This is a genomic window from Ureibacillus xyleni, assembly GCF_900217795.1.
Classification (GTDB): domain Bacteria; phylum Bacillota; class Bacilli; order Bacillales_A; family Planococcaceae; genus Ureibacillus; species Ureibacillus xyleni.
Map to the genome: position 1 here is coordinate 1 of NZ_OBMQ01000022.1, position 18,720 is coordinate 18,720.

At 33.8% G+C, this 18,720-nt stretch carries 19 protein-coding genes and 1 riboswitch; of the genes, 15 read left to right on the forward strand and 4 right to left on the reverse strand.

The genetic code is table 11. The features are described 5' to 3' along the window. The first annotated feature begins 118 nt into the window (after positions 1–118). Together CRO00_RS19460 and CRO00_RS19465 are read left to right on the forward strand one after the other, a co-directional pair. Positions 119–331 (forward strand): YqgQ family protein, encoded by a 213-nt coding sequence (locus CRO00_RS19460; protein ID WP_097075341.1) that lies wholly within the window; start codon positions 119–121, stop codon positions 329–331. Between the two features lie 358 nt (positions 332–689). Then, positions 690–2,585 carry an LTA synthase family protein gene (locus CRO00_RS19465; RefSeq protein WP_097075342.1) on the forward strand — a complete coding sequence of 632 codons (1,896 nt, stop codon included), beginning with the start codon at positions 690–692 and terminating at the stop codon, positions 2,583–2,585. 100 nt (positions 2,586–2,685) lie between these two features. Here CRO00_RS19465 and CRO00_RS19470 read toward each other — a convergent pair whose 3' ends face one another. After that, a complete protein-coding gene (locus CRO00_RS19470; RefSeq protein ID WP_097075343.1) occupies positions 2,686–2,865 on the reverse strand; it encodes a DUF2759 domain-containing protein in 180 nt (59 codons plus the stop codon). A 166-nt stretch (positions 2,866–3,031) separates the two neighbouring features. On the opposite strand from CRO00_RS19470, the gene CRO00_RS19475 reads away from it, so the two are divergent. Further along, on the forward strand, positions 3,032–3,676 hold the full coding sequence (locus CRO00_RS19475; RefSeq protein WP_097075344.1) for an MBL fold metallo-hydrolase: 645 nt from the start codon (positions 3,032–3,034) through the stop codon (positions 3,674–3,676). Between the two features lie 106 nt (positions 3,677–3,782). Here CRO00_RS19475 and CRO00_RS19480 read toward each other — a convergent pair whose 3' ends face one another. Next, positions 3,783–4,025: a DUF2626 family protein gene (locus tag CRO00_RS19480; protein ID WP_097075345.1), complete on the reverse strand. Its 243-nt coding sequence runs from the start codon at positions 4,023–4,025 to the stop codon at positions 3,783–3,785. Between the two features lie 114 nt (positions 4,026–4,139). After that, positions 4,140–4,853: a helix-turn-helix transcriptional regulator gene (locus CRO00_RS19485; protein ID WP_097075346.1), complete on the reverse strand. Its 714-nt coding sequence runs from the start codon at positions 4,851–4,853 to the stop codon at positions 4,140–4,142. A 292-nt stretch (positions 4,854–5,145) separates the two neighbouring features. On the opposite strand from CRO00_RS19485, the gene comGA reads away from it, so the two are divergent. From comGA to gcvPB, 10 genes are all read left to right on the forward strand, one after another. Further along, positions 5,146–6,159: a competence type IV pilus ATPase ComGA gene (gene comGA / locus CRO00_RS19490; RefSeq protein ID WP_097075347.1), complete on the forward strand. Its 1,014-nt coding sequence runs from the start codon at positions 5,146–5,148 to the stop codon at positions 6,157–6,159. A gap of 1 nt (position 6,160) precedes the next feature. Continuing rightward, entirely contained in the window at positions 6,161–7,207 is a 1,047-nt protein-coding gene (gene comGB, locus CRO00_RS19495) for a competence type IV pilus assembly protein ComGB (protein ID WP_161946752.1), read from the forward strand. 14 nt (positions 7,208–7,221) lie between these two features. After that, positions 7,222–7,554: a competence type IV pilus major pilin ComGC gene (comGC, locus tag CRO00_RS19500; protein WP_097075349.1), complete on the forward strand. Its 333-nt coding sequence runs from the start codon at positions 7,222–7,224 to the stop codon at positions 7,552–7,554. Continuing rightward, on the forward strand, positions 7,551–7,985 hold the full coding sequence (locus CRO00_RS19505) for a prepilin-type N-terminal cleavage/methylation domain-containing protein (RefSeq protein ID WP_097075350.1): 435 nt from the start codon (positions 7,551–7,553) through the stop codon (positions 7,983–7,985). The genes comGC and CRO00_RS19505 overlap by 4 nt, the downstream gene beginning before the upstream one ends. Continuing rightward, complete coding sequence (locus CRO00_RS19510) at positions 7,978–8,295, forward strand: hypothetical protein (protein ID WP_097075351.1); 318 nt, start codon at positions 7,978–7,980, stop codon at positions 8,293–8,295. Before CRO00_RS19505 ends, CRO00_RS19510 begins: the two co-directional genes overlap by 8 nt. Continuing rightward, entirely contained in the window at positions 8,265–8,729 is a 465-nt protein-coding gene (gene comGF / locus CRO00_RS19515) for a competence type IV pilus minor pilin ComGF (RefSeq protein ID WP_097075352.1), read from the forward strand. Before CRO00_RS19510 ends, comGF begins: the two co-directional genes overlap by 31 nt. 197 nt (positions 8,730–8,926) lie before the next feature. Beyond that, positions 8,927–9,439: a shikimate kinase gene (locus CRO00_RS19525; protein ID WP_097075354.1), complete on the forward strand. Its 513-nt coding sequence runs from the start codon at positions 8,927–8,929 to the stop codon at positions 9,437–9,439. A 130-nt stretch (positions 9,440–9,569) separates the two neighbouring features. After that, positions 9,570–9,662, forward strand: a riboswitch (glycine riboswitch). 364 nt (positions 9,663–10,026) lie between these two features. Further along, a complete protein-coding gene (gene gcvT, locus CRO00_RS19530; protein WP_097075355.1) occupies positions 10,027–11,133 on the forward strand; it encodes a glycine cleavage system aminomethyltransferase GcvT in 1,107 nt (368 codons plus the stop codon). Between the two features lie 17 nt (positions 11,134–11,150). Beyond that, complete coding sequence (gcvPA, locus tag CRO00_RS19535; protein WP_097075356.1) at positions 11,151–12,497, forward strand: aminomethyl-transferring glycine dehydrogenase subunit GcvPA; 1,347 nt, start codon at positions 11,151–11,153, stop codon at positions 12,495–12,497. After that, the gene (gene gcvPB / locus CRO00_RS19540) at positions 12,490–13,959 is read left to right on the forward strand and encodes an aminomethyl-transferring glycine dehydrogenase subunit GcvPB (protein ID WP_097075357.1); all 1,470 of its coding nucleotides are present in this window, start codon (positions 12,490–12,492) and stop codon (positions 13,957–13,959) included. Before gcvPA ends, gcvPB begins: the two co-directional genes overlap by 8 nt. Positions 13,960–14,266: 307 nt before the next feature. Here gcvPB and CRO00_RS19545 read toward each other — a convergent pair whose 3' ends face one another. Then, on the reverse strand, positions 14,267–14,650 hold the full coding sequence (locus tag CRO00_RS19545) for a rhodanese-like domain-containing protein (protein ID WP_097075358.1): 384 nt from the start codon (positions 14,648–14,650) through the stop codon (positions 14,267–14,269). A gap of 103 nt (positions 14,651–14,753) precedes the next feature. On the opposite strand from CRO00_RS19545, the gene CRO00_RS19550 reads away from it, so the two are divergent. Continuing rightward, positions 14,754–15,587, forward strand: a complete 834-nt coding sequence (locus tag CRO00_RS19550; protein WP_097075359.1) for a lipoate--protein ligase family protein — start codon at positions 14,754–14,756, stop codon at positions 15,585–15,587. A gap of 244 nt (positions 15,588–15,831) precedes the next feature. Continuing rightward, on the forward strand, positions 15,832–18,405 hold the full coding sequence (locus tag CRO00_RS19555; RefSeq protein ID WP_097075360.1) for a vitamin B12-dependent ribonucleotide reductase: 2,574 nt from the start codon (positions 15,832–15,834) through the stop codon (positions 18,403–18,405). Positions 18,406–18,720: the final 315 nt, after the last annotated feature.

The window sequence follows — 18,720 nt, forward strand, 5'->3', positions numbered from 1 at the left end:
ACATCAAAATTCAGGGGGTGGCAAGTTTTTTTGCATAAAAGACTGTAAAACCAACGATTATTAGCGATTTATATATATAAGTTTTGACAATACGAAAATCGAAAGGGGAAGTATTAATATGAAAACAATGAAAGACATATATGATTTACTTAAACAATATGGGATATATATTTATACGAGGGATCGTATTGGTGATTTAATCTTAATGGAAGACGAAATTCGTGAATTATTCAAAGCCCGTGTTTTAGATCCAAAAGATTTCCAAACAGCAATGTTAATTATTCGTCAAGAAACAACAAGGTTAGAAAGAGAAGGTAAAATAGAAAATTGAATAATTAGTTGATAAATTTTGAGGAATAAGGGTGAAAAAAGGAAATGTTTATTAATTTATTGAAAAAATTTTCCTTTTAATTTAAAATCAGAACTTATAGGTGAGATAACAGTGGGTATGTTTCCACTGTTTTAATTTGGGAACCTTTTTGTAAATAAATCGTAAATACTATCAGATGTCATTTACAAAGTGTTTTATTGAGTTTTTAATTTTTTGCACATATCTAGAGAAAAACAAATTATATTGATTCTTGTTGTTAAAAAGATTAAGATATACTTTGTTTTTATTTTACGAAAATGTGTTTGTTGAAAATTTTATTTTATTAGTCTATATCAATTATGTAGAAAGGATGTTAGGAATGAAATCAATAAGATGGCCTAAACATTCGATATTAGCTATTGCGGTACTTGCGACTTGGATAAAAACTGTCATTGTATATCATACAAGTTTTGAAATGGATATTGAAAACTTAATGCAGCACATTATCCTAATCATTAACCCATTAAGCTTTTTATTATTTATTTACGGATTATCCTTATTTTTTAAATCACCTAAAGCAAGGAATCGTTATATTGTTACGATGAGTATCATTCTGTCAATCGTTTTATATACAAACGTAGGGTTTTACCGTTTCTATAATGATTTCATTACACTACCTGTATTGTTCCAAACTAGCAATTTCGGTGAGTTAGGTACGTCAGTTGGCGCGATAATAAACTGGCTAGACTTACTTTATTTTATTGATGTAGCAATTTTAATTTCTGCTGTTAAATTTATTCCAAAATTGCAAAATCAATTGACAGTTCGTAAAGAATTCCGACGTGCTTATTTTGTGCTAGCAATGGCAGTATTATTCTTAAATTTAGGATTAGCTGAAACAGAGCGTCCACAATTATTAACACGTGCGTTTGACCGCGAGTTACTTGTGAAAAATATTGGTACGTATAACTACCATTTATATGATATTTATGTACAATCAAAATCCAGTGCTCAACGTGCATTAGCAGATGGAAGTGAACTAGTCGAAGTAGATAACTATGTTCAAGCAAATCAAGCAGCAATTAACGAGAAAATGTTTGGTAAATATGAAGGACGAAACTTAATTGTTGTATCTTTAGAATCACTGCAAAGTTTTGTTATTAATAATGAAATGAACGGTGAAATTGTAACACCGTTTTTAAATTCTTTAACGAATGATAAAGATACGTATTATTTTAGTGATTTTTATCATCAAACAGGGTTAGGGAAAACTTCAGATTCTGAATTTATTGTAGAGAACTCATTGTTTGGATTAGGTCGTGGTGCGGTATTCTTTACACATGGTGGGAATACGTATAACTCGATGGCAGAAAAACTTGGTGAAAATGGATACTTTACGAATGTAATGCACTCCAACAATTCATCGTTCTGGAACCGTGATATGATTTATAAATCTTTAAATATTGATAAATTTTATGATATAAATTCATATCAAGTTACAGATGAAAATTCTGTGAACTGGGGACTAAAGGATATACCATTCTTTGAACAATCTGCAGAATTAATGACGCAAATGCAGCAGCCATTTTATTCTCGTATGATTACACTAACAAATCACTATCCGTTTTATTTAGATCCAGAAGATATTATGATTCCTGAATATAATTCAAATTCAGGTACACTAAATCGTTATTTCCAAACAGTACGTTATTTAGATGAGTCACTAAAAGTATTCTTTGAACAACTCAAAGAAAAAGGTTTGTATGAAAACTCAATTATTGTAATGTATGGGGATCACTACGGTATTTCTGAAAATCATAACAAAGCGATGGCAATGTACTTAAATAAAGAAGAAATTACCGCTTATGATAGTGCACTACTACAATCTGTCCCATTATTTATCCATGTTCCAGGTTCTGGAGATGGTGGAGAGATTGATAAAACTGCAGGTCAAATTGATTTAAGACCAACTATCCTACATTTATTAGGTATTGAAACTTCCAATGATATGCAGTTAGGTGCGGATATTTTTTCAGAAGAACATGAAGATTTTGTTATTTTCCGTGATGGACGCTTTATAACGGACGAGGTAGTTTATGCTGGTGAAGTTTGTTATGATCGTGTAACAGGAACAGAAATCGGTATTGAAGCTTGTCAACCTTATATTGATAGAGCAAGCGTTGAATTAGAATACTCTGATGCAATCATTAATGGAGACTTGCTTCGATTCTATGATTCAGAAACGGGGAATTTAAAACAAGATATTGTTAACTAATTTAAACGGTGTAGCTTTATTGCTACACCGTTATTTTAATGTTAGCTTGAGAAAATGAAAAAACGAGATATCATGATGATATCTCGTTTTTTCGAAGAAATTAGTGTAATTTTGGTGGATAACCTTGATTTAAAACAGTCATGATTACAAACCAACCAAAAATTGCTGCAGTAGCTAGGCTGAAAACAATCGCCAATACATTTTTCTCTTTAATTGCTTGGAATATATTTACTACTGCAAAGATTGCTACTAAAGCGAAAATAACCATTAATAAGTTCATTAATAAGACACTCCTTTCGACATTAGAAAATGAATGTCGATAAACAATATTCCTTCTTTATTGTAAAACACAGTTGTCTTTTTGTCGAGAAGAAATCAAATATAAATATGAACAAACAATGTAATTTTATTCTAGTACCTGTATAATATTCAAGAGGTGAAAATCAATGTTGAATGTAAAAGTTTTTAGTTTAGGTCCTGTACAAACAAACTGTTATATAGTTAGTAATAAGCAGAAAGATTGTTTAATTTTTGATCCGGGTGAAGAAGCAGCAAAAATACTTAAAGTTATTCGTTCAAACCAATTAAAACCAAGGGCTATTTTTTTAACTCACGCACATTTTGATCATATTGGAGCAGTAGATGCACTAAGGGATGCTTTTGATCTTCCAGTATATATCCATGCAAATGAGGTGAGTTGGCTTGCAGATCCGATGAAAAACGGATCGGGAAGATATGCTGAGTTACCAAATTATATTATCTCACCACCAAAAGTAGAACACATCATACAGAAGGAACAAATCTTTAAAATTGATGATTTTAAATTTAAAGCTGTCTTTACTCCTGGTCATTCACCGGGAAGTATCTCCTATATTTTTGAAGAAGATGGCTTTGCAATTGTGGGCGATACATTATTTGAACGTAGTATTGGTAGAACGGATTTAACTGGTGGCTCTTTAGAGGTTTTATTAAAATCCATTCATGAGAAACTTCTTGTTTTACCCGAGGATTTTATTATTTACCCTGGTCATGGTTCTTATACAACGCCTGCAGCTGAAATGGAAATGAATCCTTTTCTAAATGGCTTTTAATTGAAAATGAGTGTCCGCTATCTAATTGGACACTCATTTTTATTTTAAATATTCTCTTTTTTTATATTAAAAAACACCGACTGAATTTATCAGTCGATGCTATTTATTAATGGCCTGCACCAGGTACGTGGATAAATGTAGTATAATACGTGAATCCAGCGAAGAAAATTGTTAAATAAGCTCCGAAAATGTACATGTACATGCGTTCTGTTAGGTTTAAAAAGCCTAATAATAAGAATAATACAGTATTACCAACGAATAATAGCGAAACCTCGTACATATCACCTAAATAGAACATAACAGCAAATATACCTGTCCAGAAAGCTAACACTTTATACATATTACTCATGAAGAATCCCTCCTTTTGCCATACGACACAATAATCTCAATTCTTATTATAAATGATTTGAAAGCTTAATGTAAACTGCTACTTCTATTTTGTTTGTGACAAACAGGTGGAATATTATATTTTTGCCTTATTTGGTACATTAATTGAATACTTGCAAAAATCACAATCATTTACCATATTTTCAAATTGTAAAAATTCATTTTGAGAAAATAGGGCATCCACTTGTCCTTTTAAATAAGATTCATGTATTGCACAAACAATATTATTATTTGTAGATAATTGATTATTAAACGGACAATTATAAATTGTAAAAATAATTTTTGTTCCCGTCTCTGTTTCTTCTAGTTGTGGGATATAACCAATCATAGCTGCACTTTGTGTTAGTATATTAAGTTTTTCATCAAAACCTATTGTTTGTTTAATTTTATGTTCGGTATGAAGTTGTTTGTTAATTTGCTCAAAGCCATCCTGATAACTAATTTGTTTTGCTGTTTCTAGAGCATTAACACCTAGTTTTTCTATTAATTGGATTGACCATTTTAACAATAAACTTTCATCGCGTTTTGGAAAACTTAATACAACACCTTGCTCACTAGCTTTATATACTCTACCAGGACGTCCGCCTTTTCCTGATTTCACAAAATCTGCTGTAATCACATTTATTTCTGATAACTTTGTTAAATGAAGCCTAGCGACATTAGGATGAATATTAAATTTGTCTGCGATATCCTGAACTGTAAACGGCTTTTTCTCTTGTAGCATGTATTCATATATTTGATACCTTGTTTCATCTGCTAAAGTGCTCGTTACTTTTAAAGGATGGATCATCAAATCACCTCTCTACGGATTATTATATATATACATAATTTTATCTTTTCTATAGTGGAAATGATAGAGGTAATGAAAAACATTTTTCATTTAATTGAAAAATGTTGAAAATCCTCTTTTCATTTTCATTTCTAATAGAATGGATTATTTCTAATGAAAAAATTACTTTTGATAGGTGAAAAAACTATCAAATTTTTTTGTTGGGAAAAAGGGTTTTCTAGTAAAGATGTCCATTATATACTGTCTTTAATAATTTGCGGTCGAAAAAATTCTACTTGAAGAGGTGTAAACAATGGACATTGAATCGGTAGTAGAAAATAAAAGTGTTCAGCTATTAGTCAGAGCAATCCACTTTGGTGCTTCGGATTTGCACATATTACCAACAACTGAACATTATAAAATACATTTTAGAAAGTATGGAAAGCTATTTCCAGCAGGCAATGTCCCATATGAACTTGGGGATCGTATAATTTCATTTTTTAAATTTTTATCCTCACTAGATATAAGTGAAAAACGAAAACCTCAAAGTGGTTCTTTCCAAAAAGAAATTCAAGAAAATACTTATTCGTTTCGTGTTTCAACATTGCCTTCAGTTTATCGGAAAGAAAGTCTTGTTATACGTCTTTTGCTTCAAAACTCTCGTCATCCAATTACTTCACTTTGTTTATATCCAGAATCTGCTGATAGGCTCGTTCAACTCGTTTCAAACAGACAAGGGCTTCTATTGTTCTGTGGTGCAACTGGATCTGGCAAAACTACCTCGCTCTACTCTCTTATCAATTATTGTAGTGAAACACTTGCTAGACAAGTAATTTCCTTAGAAGACCCAGTCGAAAGCAATCAATCACAACTATTACAAATTCAAGTAAATGAACGAGCAGGAGTTACATATGCTTCTGGCTTAAAAGCGATTCTCCGTCATTCACCTGACGTCATAATGATTGGTGAAATACGCGATAAAGAGACGGCAAAGATTGCAATTGAAGCAGCGCTTACTGGTCATCTCGTACTTTCTACCATTCACTCTAAAGATACTGTAAATTGTTTGTATCGTTTAATGGACTTAACTATTTCATTAGAAGAAATGAGACAGGCTTTAATTGGAATTGTTGCACAGTGTTTAGTTCAAGTAGATTCCGATGAAAGAAAGGCTATTTATGAAATATTAAGTGATTTTAATTTAGTAGAAGCAATTTACTCAACTATGCGGGGGGACGAGTACAACCTACCAACAAATGAGACTTTATATTATCAACTTAATAAGTTAGAGGTGAACGCTCACTGTGCTACATCAACAATATCTTGAAATGAAAGATAAATATATTTCAAGGTTAAAAAAGGAAAAAATTAAGCAAATTCCTTCGTTTCTGTATAGATTAAGTACCCTTTTAGAAGAAGGTTATACATTTTCAGATTCAATCACGATGTTACTTCCTTTTCATACAGAAAAAGTAGACTATTGGCGTACCATCATACAAGAAAAGTTAAGGAACGGGGAAGATGTATCAGATATTTTACAATGTTTTTCCATTCCCAATTACTATTTAATAGCAATCAAAATAGCAGAAGAAAACGGTGATATGGGGAGGGCGCTAAAAAATATTGCTATGCAAATAGAATTTAATGAAAATATGCAAAAAAAGTTAATTAAACTTTTAAGCTACCCTTTTGTACTTATTGTAATTTTAACGGGAGTTTTTATCTCTTTTAGAACTTACTTTCTGCCAAATATTGAAGGCATTATTGATTCAAGGTCACAGGAATCAACATCAACTATTGGTCTATCTAGTATATTTCTTCATTTACCTGATTATTTAATTTTAACCTTATTTCTCATCTTTGTCGGGTTAGTCATATGTTTATTCTATTTTAGAAGGCAAGATGTTCGACGGAGATTACAATTGCTATTAAAAATACCAATAGTAAACTATTTTTATAAATTATTTATTACTAGAGAATTATCGAGAACTTTAGGAAGTTTGTTAGTTAGTGGTTTCTCATTACAGCAGGCATTAAATATATTGCAACAGCAACAGTTAAATAAATTATTAGCCTACGTTTCCTCAGAAATTGAGAAACATATTATTTATGGAGATTCTCTCTCTCACTGTATCTCGATAATGTCGTGGTTTTTCCCTAAATTTGAGGACTTTATTAAACATGGAGAAAAAAACGGTCATCTTGGAAGAGAATTACTCATTTATTGCGATTTACTTGATGAGAAGCTCCAAACCATTATTAAAACGGGTCTATCAATTGTACAGCCGTTGTTATTTATCATCATTGCTATTTGTATTATCGCGGCATATTTAAGTGTGTTGCTCCCGATGTATGAAATCATTGAAATACTATAATGAGGTGAGTATAAATGATTAGAAACTCAAAAGGATTTACGCTCATTGAGATGTTAATAGTATTGCTAATTATCTCTGTATTAATTTTAGTGACAATTCCAAATGTTACGAAACACTTTGCAACCATCGATGAAAAGGGATGTGATGCTTATGTCAATATGGTGCAAGGTCAAGTGGAAGCTTATAAAATTGAACACAAAAAGTTTCCGACCTCAATTGATCAACTAGTAGAAGAAAAGTATTTGAAGGAAAATGAAACGACATGTCCTAATGGTGAGCTTGTCAATATTCAAGAGGATGGTAGTGTCGTAGTAAATAATAAGGAAAATGTTAGTGATGGTACATGAGAGGTCTAATATTCAATAGTAAAGGGTATACGCTTCTAGAAATATTGCTAGTATTATTTGTTGTAACAATTATTAGTTCGATTGCATTACAGTTCACAAATAAGTTTTCAGAAAAACATTTGGTCGACATGTTTATTCAACAAGTTCAACTTGACATCCAAACAATTCAAGCGCACTCCATAGAACATGAAACAGTGATTACCTTAGAGTTTAACAGCCAAAATTCGTATTATGCCTATTATGATAGGGGAGGACGTATTTTTGAAAGGACCTATCCACCAGGTATCGAAATAACACCATACAGTACTGTAAGGAAAATAAGAATGTTCAAAGGAGTAAATTATGATTTTGGAAAGTTAAGATTCAAAACACCTTTAGGCGAAAAACAAATAATATTAAATATCAATAAAGGGCGGATGAAAATTGTTTAACTCTAAAGGGGTAACATTTATTGAGAGCCTTTTAACGATTGCCATTGTATTTATAATCACAGGAACTTTAGTCCCTCTTTCTTATCAAATGTATAGCACGCTAAGTAATAATAAAATGGAACTACACGCATCCATTACTGCTTACGAAGCAGCAAAGAAGATTTTATACGAGGGCAGTTATAGTGGTGTTATGAATATAGAAAATAATGCCTATCAATGGAGATACGAAGCAACTAAAATATGTGTGGAATTTACTAATTTACTTGGAGAAAGGACGAAATGTATCAATCAATTCGGAGAAATCGATTAAATTCAAATGGATATACATTGATTGAAGCTTTATTTAATCTTATTGTTTTCATTTTATTTGTTCACCTTCTTATATCGATTTACAGTTGGCTTAATCAAATGGATGATGCTTTAACAACAAATGAACATGTTGCTTGGGAGTTATTCGTAAATGACTTTGAACAATATTTATTAAATGTTAAGCAAATAGAACTGTCGTCCATAATTGAAGATACGATCTTTATAAGTTATGTAGACTCACAGGAAATCGTATTAGTTAGTCGATATGAGGATATTATTCGACTTCAGAAGAGCTTTGAAGGATATGTTCCTCTATTAACTGGCATAAAAGAATTTTCATTTAATTTGTATGGAAATTATTTAACTATTTCAGTAGTATTTCAAAGCGGGTTAGTAAAGGAGAGAGAATTTTTTGTTCAAGTATTTAATGGATAATAGAGGAGGAAGTTATCTACTAGCGATTTCGTTACTATTTTTTTCGACATTTTTTGTATCTTACTTCGTTTTTTGCTATGAATCGCAAATAAAAGTATATAATTCATTGGAATTCGCCAATGTTCGTGCTACGATAAACCTACTAGAGGAAATTGGTAGTAAGTAGTAAGAGTTTGCGTAGTAAAGAAGGTGATATCATGCGGAAAATATATTTAGTTGGCTTCATGGGGTGTGGCAAAAGTGCAATCGGAAGAAGATTAAGCTACTTTTTGAAAATGCCATATTACGACATGGATCACGAAATAGTTCGGCAACAAGGAATGACAATTCCAGAAATATTTGAAAAATATGGTGAGGTTTATTTTAGAAATCTTGAAACCGAATTTTTACGTAATTTTCGAGACGAGTCGTGTATTATTGCAACTGGTGGAGGAGTTGCGATGAAAGAAGAAAATCGCAGACTCATGAGAAGATCAGGACTTGTGTTTTTTTTAGATGCAACTTTTGAAGATATTTACGTAAGGATAAAAAATGACAAAAACCGCCCAATTGTACAACGTTCTACAAAAGCTGAATTAGAACAACTATATTACAGTAGAAGAAAGTTTTATCGTGAAGCAGGTCATATCCGTGTTTTAACAGGTGGACGTACATTAAGACAAATTGTTGAATATATTGGCTTCCAAGTTAGACGTCTAAAAATCGAATAATCAGCAAAAAATTATTAAAAATGTTCGTTTTTTCATCTGTTTTAAAAAAAGATTGCCTTCATAGACTAAACAATGTTAGGATATGGCTAAGAGCAGTATATTTGTACATTGAATTTTGAATATTTCGCGGATGATTGTGCGGGGAGAGAACGTGAAGAGCGTCGCCGAAGGAGCAAGTAGTGAAAACTATGAATCTCTCAGGCAAAAAGACTCGTACAGGACGCATCTCTGGAGAGCGCTATTTTATCAATTACAATATTGAAGGTTATTTGTCTTGAAAAAAACTTAAAAAATCTTTTGTAATTTCCGGAACTGACGGGTATGGTAAGAATAGCCACCAAAGGGGAAAGCCTAATAATATGACAAGTTTCATTAGTCAGTTATTTTGGTGTAACTTTCAGGTGCAAGGACAGAGGAATCCTAAAAAGTAGTGGGATTCTTCTGTCCTTTTTTATGTTTAGAAAGTTTTGTCCTTCAAGTAAAATACGAATTTCTAGAACTGTGGCCGAATATCCCGATCTTTAAAGTTAATGTTTTGTATAAATGAATTTGCTTATTTTAGGTAATGTAAAAGAGGGGGAAATCACATGTCAAACCAATTAAAAAGAACTCCGCTATTTGAAGAATATGCGAAATTTGGTGGGAAAACAATTGATTTTGGTGGATGGGAACTACCTGTACAATTTTCATCTATCAAAGAGGAGCACGATGCAGTAAGAAACCGTGCGGGATTATTTGATGTATCTCATATGGGTGAAATTTTCGTTGAAGGTAAAGATGCTACTACTTACTTACAAAAATTATTATCCAACGATATTTCTAAAATATCAATTGGTGGAGCTCAATACAACGCAATGTGTTATGAAAATGGCGGTGTAGTGGACGACCTTCTTGTTTATTACCTGCAGGAGAATAGTTACCTATTATGCGTGAATGCAGCTAATATTGAAAAAGACTTTGAATGGATGAAACGCCACGTAGAAGGTGACGTAACGATAACAAACAAATCCAATGAATATGCTCAAATTGCCCTGCAAGGACCACTTTCGGAAGAAGTACTACAACAATTAACGGATATAAATTTGTCAGAACTGAAATCTTTTAAATTTATTAATGATGTTGATGTTGCTGGTCAAAAAGTTTTAGTTTCTCGAACAGGCTATACAGGTGAAGATGGTTTTGAACTTTATGGGGAACCAGCAGCAATTGTAGAACTTTGGACAAAGATTTTAGAAATAGGAAAAGACAAAGGTGTTGTTCCGGCTGGATTAGGAGCCCGTGATACATTACGTTTTGAAGCTTGTCTTCCGTTATATGGTCAAGAGTTATCACAGGATATTTCACCTCTTGAAGCTGGTATTGGTTTCGTTGTGAAATTGCAGAAGGAAAGTGACTTTATTGGGAAAGATGCTCTAACAACTCAAAAAGAAGCGGGATTGAAACGTAAAATTGTTGGGGTTGAAATGATTGATAAAGGTATTCCTCGTCATGGTTATAAAGTATTTAAAGATGGAGTAGAAATTGGCGAAATAACAACTGGTACTCAATCACCATTAACGAAACGAAATATCGGTCTTGCTTTAATTGACTCAAAATTCACTGAATTGGATACAGAGTTAGAAATTGAAATTCGAAATAAAAAGTTAAAAGCTAAAACAGTTGCAACACCTTTTTATAAACGTTCAAAAAAATAAGAAAAGAGGGTAATTTCATGGCACATCGTTATCTTCCAATGACGGAAACAGATCAAAAAGAAATGTTAGAGACAATTGGTGTACAAAGTGTAGATGAACTATTTTCAGATATTCCAGAAAAAGTACGCTTTAAAGGTTTATATAATATTCCAGAGGCGAAGTCAGAATCTGCTCTATTAAAAGAATTAAAGGCTCTAGCATCAAAGAATAGTGATACTGACTCCCATGTATCCTTCTTAGGTGCTGGTATTTATAACCATTACAAACCGATTATTGTTGATCATGTTATTTCTCGTTCTGAATTTTATACAGCTTATACACCATATCAACCAGAAATTTCACAAGGTGAGCTACAAGCAATCTTTGAATTCCAAACGATGATTGCAGAACTTACTGGAATGGATTTAGCAAACTCGTCTATGTATGATGGTGGAACATCTTTAGCAGAAGCAGGTATGCTTGCTGCAGGTCATACTCGTCGTAAAAAAATCTTAGTATCCGATTGCATTCATCCCGAATACCGTGATGTTGTTGCTACATATGCTTATGGTCAATCAATTGAAGTCGTTACTGTTCCGTCAAAAGATGGTGTTACTGATATCGAAGCATTAAAAAGTTTACTAGACGATCAAACAGCTGCAGTTTTAGTTCAATATCCTAACTTCTTTGGTCAAGTAGAAGATATTAAGACGATTGGTGAATTAACTCATGATGCGAAAGGATTATTTATTGTTTCGTCAAATCCCCTTGCACTTGGTGTATTAACTCCACCTGGGAAATTAGGAGCAGATATCGTTACTGGGGATGCACAACCTTTTGGGATTCCTGAAAGTTTCGGAGGACCATACTGTGGATACTTTGCAACAACTACAAAATTAATGCGTAAAGTGCCAGGTCGCTTAGTGGGTGAAACAGTAGACCATGAAGGACGCCGTGGTTATGTATTAACATTACAAGCACGTGAGCAACATATTCGTCGTGAAAAAGCTACTTCAAATATTTGTTCAAACCAAGCACTGCTTGCACTTGCTGCTTCTGTTGCCATGACAGCACTTGGTAAACAAGGTGTACAAGAAATGGCAAAACAAAACATTGTAAAAACACGATTTGCAAAAAATGCTTTTGAAGCTGCTGGATTTGTTGTTCCTTTCCAAGGTGCTCACTTCAACGAAATTGTCGTGAAAACAAATAAACCTGTTAGTGAAATTAATAACAAATTATTAGAAAAAGGCATTATTGGTGGTTTCGATTTAGGCCGTGTTTATCCGGAACTAGTAAACCATGCGTTAATAGCTGTTACAGAATTACGTTCAAAAGAGGAAATCGAAACATTAGTTGCAGAAATGGGGGCTTACAATGCTTAACGAAAACCAATCTCTTATTTTTGAATTATCGAAAGAGGGTCGTGTAGGTTATAGTTTACCTGAAATCGACGTACCAGATTTCGACCTTGCTGAACTTTTACCAGAAGGATATGTTCGTAAAGAAGCTGCTGAACTCCCAGAAGTTTCAGAGCTTGATATAATGCGTCATTATACTGCACTATCACGTCGTAATCACGGGGTAGATTCAGGTTTCTATCCACTTGGTTCATGTACAATGAAATATAACCCTAAAATCAATGAAAATGTAGCAAGACTTTCAGGTTTTGCCAATATCCATCCATTACAAGACGAATCTACTGTACAAGGCGCAATGGAATTATTATATGAATTACAAACATCATTAGTTGAAATTACAGGTATGGATGAAGTAACATTACAGCCTGCAGCAGGTGCCCATGGTGAATGGACAGCATTAATGATGATTCGAGCTTTCCATGAAGCAAATGGTGAAGGACATCGCAATAAAGTAATTGTACCTGACTCTGCTCATGGGACAAACCCAGCTTCTGCAGCTGTAGCTGGTTTTGAAACAATTACAGTTAAATCTAATGAAGATGGTTTAGTAGATTTAGACGATTTACGCCGTGTTGTCGGAGAAGATACTGCTGCATTAATGTTAACAAATCCAAATACATTAGGTTTATTTGAAGAGAACATTCTTGAAATGGCGGAAATCATTCATAGTGTAGGCGGGAAAGTATACTATGATGGTGCGAATTTAAATGCTGTTATGTCAAAAGCTCGTCCAGGAGATATGGGCTTTGATTGTGTTCATTTAAACTTACACAAAACATTTACTGGTCCTCATGGTGGCGGCGGTCCTGGTTCAGGTCCTGTTGGGGTTAAAGCTGATTTAATTCCATTCTTACCAAAACCAGTTTTAGTGAAAAATGAAGATGGGTCATTCCATTTTGATTACAACCGTCCGCAATCTATTGGTCGTGTAAAACCTTATTACGGTAACTTTGGTATTAATGTTCGTGCTTATACTTATATTCGTTCAATGGGTCCAGATGGGTTAAAAGCAGTGACAGAGTATGCTGTATTGAACGCGAACTACATGATGCGTCGTTTAGAGCCTTATTTTGACCTACCATATAACCGTCATTGTAAACATGAGTTTGTATTATCGGGTCGTCGTCAAAAGAAATTAGGCGTTCGTACTTTAGATATAGCAAAACGTTTGCTTGATTTCGGTTATCATCCACCTACAATTTACTTCCCATTAAATGTGGAAGAAGGAATGATGATTGAACCAACTGAAACAGAGTCAAAAGAAACATTAGATGCATTCTGTGACGTTATGATTCAAATTGCGAAAGAAACAGAAGAAAATCCTACAATTGTACAAGAAGCACCTCATACAACTGTCGTAAGCCGTCTAGATGAGACACGTGCTGCTCGTTCTCCAGTACTTCGTTATACAAAAGTAGAAGCTTAATTTAAAAGGCGTCTCACTATTTGTGAGACGTTTTTTCTATAATAATTTTAAGAATTATCGAGCATAATTCTTTAGTTGGAATTAACTTTTTATTAATAGTAATTATGAGACATACTTACTATTGTCGTAAACTGAAAGGAATACATTATAATAGGAAGAAACTTTTTTTTCGAGGGAAAGTCTTAATGAAAATACAAAATGGGATGCCTTTTTATGATAGGCATCCCAATTATTTTAAGATAATGAAATTTGTTAAGGTATGATGAAAATGTACAAAAGATATGGTCAAAAACTCATAGGAGAATTGTTAAGCTTTTGTTTTAACTTTGCCTGTCCAAGTTTTAAATCCACCTTGAAGTTGATAAACCTGATTATAGCCTTTTTTCTTCAAGAATAGTGCTGCACGGGCACTACGACCTGAATTCTGGCAATATAAATAAACGGGTAGATCAGGTCTAATTTCTTTATAACGTTGGCGTAATTGTGTAGAAGGAACATTACGGGCACCTAAAATATGGCCAGCGTCAAATTCCTTTGTTTCACGAACGTCGATTAATTGTGCTTTTCGATAACCTTGGATGAATTCATCTTGTGTTAAATTGGTTACTGCTTTTTTTAGTCTGAACATGTTTACTAAAACATACACGATAATTAAACCAAGTATGATAGCAATTGTATAAAGTACTTCCACTACTAAAAATCTCCTTTCCTTCTCTAAATACCATTATAAAAGAGAAAGTAGCGATAGTCCAATGAGTTTGATAAAATGATATTTATTGTGAGGAGATGAAATCATGAAAGCAAAATGGTATTTTATTAATTCTGGACCTTGTCGTCCTTCATATAACATGGCTCTTGATGAAGCATTATTAGAACTACATAGTAAAGGCGAAATTCCTCCTGTAGTAAGATTTTATGAATGGAATCCAGCAACATTATCAATTGGATATTTCCAAAGTGCGGAGAAGGATATAGATTTAGAGGCAGTAAAAGCTCAAAATTTAGGATTTGTTAGACGCCCTACTGGTGGACGAGCAGTTTTACACGAACATGAATTAACATATAGCATCATCGTGACAGAGGAATATCCTAATATGCCAGCAACGGTTACTGAAGCCTACAGAGTTCTTAGCGAAGGTTTGTTAATCGGTTTTCAAAATCTTGGACTAGAAGCGTATTTTAGCGTTCCGGATACTGAAGAAAAACGAGCAGACTTGAAAAATCCAAAAAGCGCCGTTTGTTTTGATGCGCCGAGTTGGTATGAACTTGTCGTTGAAGGGAAAAAAGTAGCTGGAAGTGCACAAACAAGACAAAAAGGTGTCATTTTGCAGCATGGTGCTATTCTTTTAGATCTTGATGAAGAAAAGCTATTATCCGTATTTAAGTTTTCTTCTGATGCTGTTAAAGAAAAAATGCGTAAAAAGTTACCCGAAAAAGCAGTGGCAATTAATCAATTAACATCGAAGGAAATTACAATAGCACAATGTATAGATGCTTTTAGAGATGGTTTTGAAAAGGCGTTAGATATTGAATTAGTTCCTTACGAATTAACACCTGAACAACTAAAGTATGTTGAAAATTTAGAAGAAACAAAATACTTGACTAATGAGTGGAATTATAGAAAATAGATATAGAACGTATGTTTTGTTTGAGCGGAAAAAATTTTTTTGTATTGAAAGTCTTGTCCTTTCAACGTTTTATATAAAAATGAAAAAATCAACCCCTTGCATTGATAATTTATATGAGGTAATCTTTTCTAGTAAATATAAATAGTACAACATCTAGTGTGGATTTTATAATATAAACACAATATATTGTGTAATCTATTAAGGTGATTCATACTAGATGTATTAATAGCAAGGAGGCTGGCAGATGGTAATGGTAAATGAAACACAAACAACCATCCTCATAGAGCAACTTAATAAGGACATCGAAAAATTTCCCCAAGTTCACCCGATTACAGAGGACATGCATATAACTCACAAAGGCGTGTCAAGATTAGTGATGATTGACCGCTATTCCTTTAAGGATACCGAAAAGAAAACAATTAAGCCTGGAGATTTTGTCGTATTAACAATTAAGGAAGATCCAAAATTTCCTGCACGTGGACTTGGATTTATTCGCTCAATTGATTTTGAATCAAAAAAAGCTGAAATTTTAATTGAAGAAGAATATCGCCACGTACTAGACAATGCAAAAGAACAAGAAACAGGCATTATTGTTCGCTCTTTGGACGTAATTGAAAAGCCTCTAGAAGTTTTCTATGAACAAATTGCAAAACGTAATGCAACAGGGTTAGCTACTGTTGAAGAAACAGATGAAAATAGAGAAAAGTGGTTTAACAAATTCTATGAGCAACTTGTTTCCTTGAAATTTATCCCTGCTGGACGAGTATTATACGGAGCTGGTTCAGAAACAGATGTAACTTTTTTTAACTGTTATGTGATGCCTTTTGTCCCTGATAGTCGTGAAGGGATTAGTGATCATCGTAAACAAGTGATGGAAATCATGAGTCGTGGTGGGGGTGTTGGCACAAATGGTTCAACTCTGCGTCCACGCAATACACTTGCGCGTGGTGTAAATGGAAAATCAAGTGGATCTGTCTCATGGCTTGACGATATTGCGAAACTAACACATCTTGTAGAGCAAGGTGGTTCAAGACGCGGTGCTCAAATGATTATGTTAGCAGATTGGCACCCAGATATTGTTGAATTTATTATTTCAAAAATGCAAAATCCAAGAATTCTTCGATATTTAATTGAAAATACAGAAGATGAGTTAATTACACGCCTAGCTCAAGAAAAGCTAAAATTTAAACCATTAACACAACAAGAAGAAGCAATGTATCAAGGCATTGTAAATTATAAAAATATCCCCGGTTTTGGTGGTTTCAATGAAGGAATCATTAAAGAAGCAGAAATGAAACTTCGCGATGGTGGGACATATAGTGTACACAATCCTGAGTTTTTAACGGGTGCAAATATTTCGGTAACTTTAACAAAAGATTTTATGGCTGCAATTGAAAATGACGAAGATTACGAACTACGATTCCCAGATGTTGCAAACTATAGTCCGGAAGAGATGGCTATATATAATGAAAAATGGCATGAAGTAGGGGATGTTCGCGAATGGGAGGCGCTTGGTTACAGAGTACGCACATATCGTAAAATTAAGGCCCGTGAACTTTGGAATTTAATTAATATTTGTGCAACGTATGCTGCAGAACCAGGTATTTTCTTCATTGATAACGCGAACGACATGACCAATGCTCGTGCTTATGGACAGAAGGTTGTTGCAACGAACCCTTGTGGTGAGCAGCCGCTTGCGCCATTTTCAGTATGTAACTTAGCAGCAGTTAATTTGGCGCAATTTGCTGAAAAAGAATCGAAAACAATTAACTTTGAGGCGTTAAAAGAAACTGTTAGAGTCGGAGTGCGCATGCAAGATAACGTTATTAACGCAACACCGTATTTCTTAGAGGAAAATCGTAAACAAGCTCTAGGAGAACGTCGTGTTGGTCTTGGTGTGATGGGGTTAGCAGATCTTCTTATTTATTGCGAAAAAGAATATGGTTCAGCTGAAGGAAATAAGTTAGTTGATAAAATTTTTGAAACGATTGCTGTAACAGCTTATGAAACTTCGATTGAACTCGGTATAGAACGTGGAAGTTTCCCATTCTTACAAGGCAATACAGAAGAAGAGACAAACCGTTTAAGACAAGCCTTTATAAACACAGGTTATATGCAAAAAATGCCTGAACATGTTCGCCAAGGGGTGCTAGAGAACGGTATTCGTAACTCTCATTTATTAACGGTTGCTCCTACTGGTTCTACTGGTACGATGGTTGGTGTTGCAACAGGATTAGAACCTTATTTCTCATTCGTTTACTACCGTTCAGGTCGCTTAGGTAAGTTTATTGAAGTGAAAGCTGAAATCGTAGAAGAATATTTAAAAAATCATCCGGATGCAGACGAAAATAACTTACCGGATTGGTTTATTTCATCAATGGAATTAACTCCTGAGGCTCATGCCGATGTACAATGTGTTATTCAACGATGGGTAGACTCATCGATTTCGAAAACAGTTAATGCTCCTAAAGGATATACTGTAGAGCAAGTTCAAAAAGTTTATGAACGTTTATACAAAGGTGGAGCTAAAGGTGGTACGGTTTATGTTGATGGTAGCCGTGATTCACAAGTTCTAACATTAAAGGCAGAATCATCACATGATGAGCAACTTGCTTTTGAAGAAGTGCTAGAAGAAAAAGCAAGTGAAAAACACCCAGTTGTTTTAGTTGATACAATTGCTCCACTTACTTCTACTAATGTTACAATTGGTTCAGAAGTTGGAAATACGTGTCCGGTTTGTCGACAAGGTACTGTTGAAGAATTAGGCGGCTGTAACACATGTACAAGTTGTGGTGCACAACTTAAGTGCGGCTTATAGTAAGTAGGGCGAGAAAACTCTCTTAGAACATAGATACGAATAAAATGTACCCTATAAGATGGACAAAAGTCTCTCTTATAGGGTTTTATTATGTATAAAAATTGTATGTAAGAGTTGCTGAAGAAGGAGAAAACAAGAAGAAAGAGAATTGATATAGAGTTTACTGATATTTAGATTGCCGTTGGGGGAAAATTTGTGGTAAATTTTTTTCATTATAATGACTCAAACTTCGCAGACTGAAATCGACAAATAAGCCTTGATATAGTTAGGCAGACCGTTAATCCACTGCTGTAGTTGACTTTTGATTAATTTTTG

What these genes read in the sequence shown, in the direction of transcription:
- comGA (WP_097075347.1), top strand. Translation starts at nt 5,146, where the DNA reads ATGGACATTGAATCGGTAGTAGAAAATAAAAGTGTTCAGCTATTAGTC.
- CRO00_RS19505 (WP_097075350.1), top strand. Translation starts at nt 7,551, where the DNA reads ATGAGAGGTCTAATATTCAATAGTAAAGGGTATACGCTTCTAGAAATA.
- CRO00_RS19555 (WP_097075360.1), top strand. Translation starts at nt 15,832, where the DNA reads ATGGTAATGGTAAATGAAACACAAACAACCATCCTCATAGAGCAACTT.
- CRO00_RS19525 (WP_097075354.1), top strand. Translation starts at nt 8,927, where the DNA reads ATGCGGAAAATATATTTAGTTGGCTTCATGGGGTGTGGCAAAAGTGCA.
- CRO00_RS19465 (WP_097075342.1), top strand. Translation starts at nt 690, where the DNA reads ATGAAATCAATAAGATGGCCTAAACATTCGATATTAGCTATTGCGGTA.
- comGF (WP_097075352.1), top strand. Translation starts at nt 8,265, where the DNA reads ATGTATCAATCAATTCGGAGAAATCGATTAAATTCAAATGGATATACA.
- CRO00_RS19550 (WP_097075359.1), top strand. Translation starts at nt 14,754, where the DNA reads ATGAAAGCAAAATGGTATTTTATTAATTCTGGACCTTGTCGTCCTTCA.
- comGB (WP_161946752.1), top strand. Translation starts at nt 6,161, where the DNA reads ATGAAAGATAAATATATTTCAAGGTTAAAAAAGGAAAAAATTAAGCAA.
- CRO00_RS19485 (WP_097075346.1), bottom strand. Translation starts at nt 4,853, where the DNA reads ATGATCCATCCTTTAAAAGTAACGAGCACTTTAGCAGATGAAACAAGG.
- CRO00_RS19475 (WP_097075344.1), top strand. Translation starts at nt 3,032, where the DNA reads ATGTTGAATGTAAAAGTTTTTAGTTTAGGTCCTGTACAAACAAACTGT.
- comGC (WP_097075349.1), top strand. Translation starts at nt 7,222, where the DNA reads ATGATTAGAAACTCAAAAGGATTTACGCTCATTGAGATGTTAATAGTA.
- gcvPB (WP_097075357.1), top strand. Translation starts at nt 12,490, where the DNA reads ATGCTTAACGAAAACCAATCTCTTATTTTTGAATTATCGAAAGAGGGT.
- CRO00_RS19480 (WP_097075345.1), bottom strand. Translation starts at nt 4,025, where the DNA reads ATGAGTAATATGTATAAAGTGTTAGCTTTCTGGACAGGTATATTTGCT.
- CRO00_RS19470 (WP_097075343.1), bottom strand. Translation starts at nt 2,865, where the DNA reads ATGAACTTATTAATGGTTATTTTCGCTTTAGTAGCAATCTTTGCAGTA.
- CRO00_RS19460 (WP_097075341.1), top strand. Translation starts at nt 119, where the DNA reads ATGAAAACAATGAAAGACATATATGATTTACTTAAACAATATGGGATA.
- gcvT (WP_097075355.1), top strand. Translation starts at nt 10,027, where the DNA reads ATGTCAAACCAATTAAAAAGAACTCCGCTATTTGAAGAATATGCGAAA.
- gcvPA (WP_097075356.1), top strand. Translation starts at nt 11,151, where the DNA reads ATGGCACATCGTTATCTTCCAATGACGGAAACAGATCAAAAAGAAATG.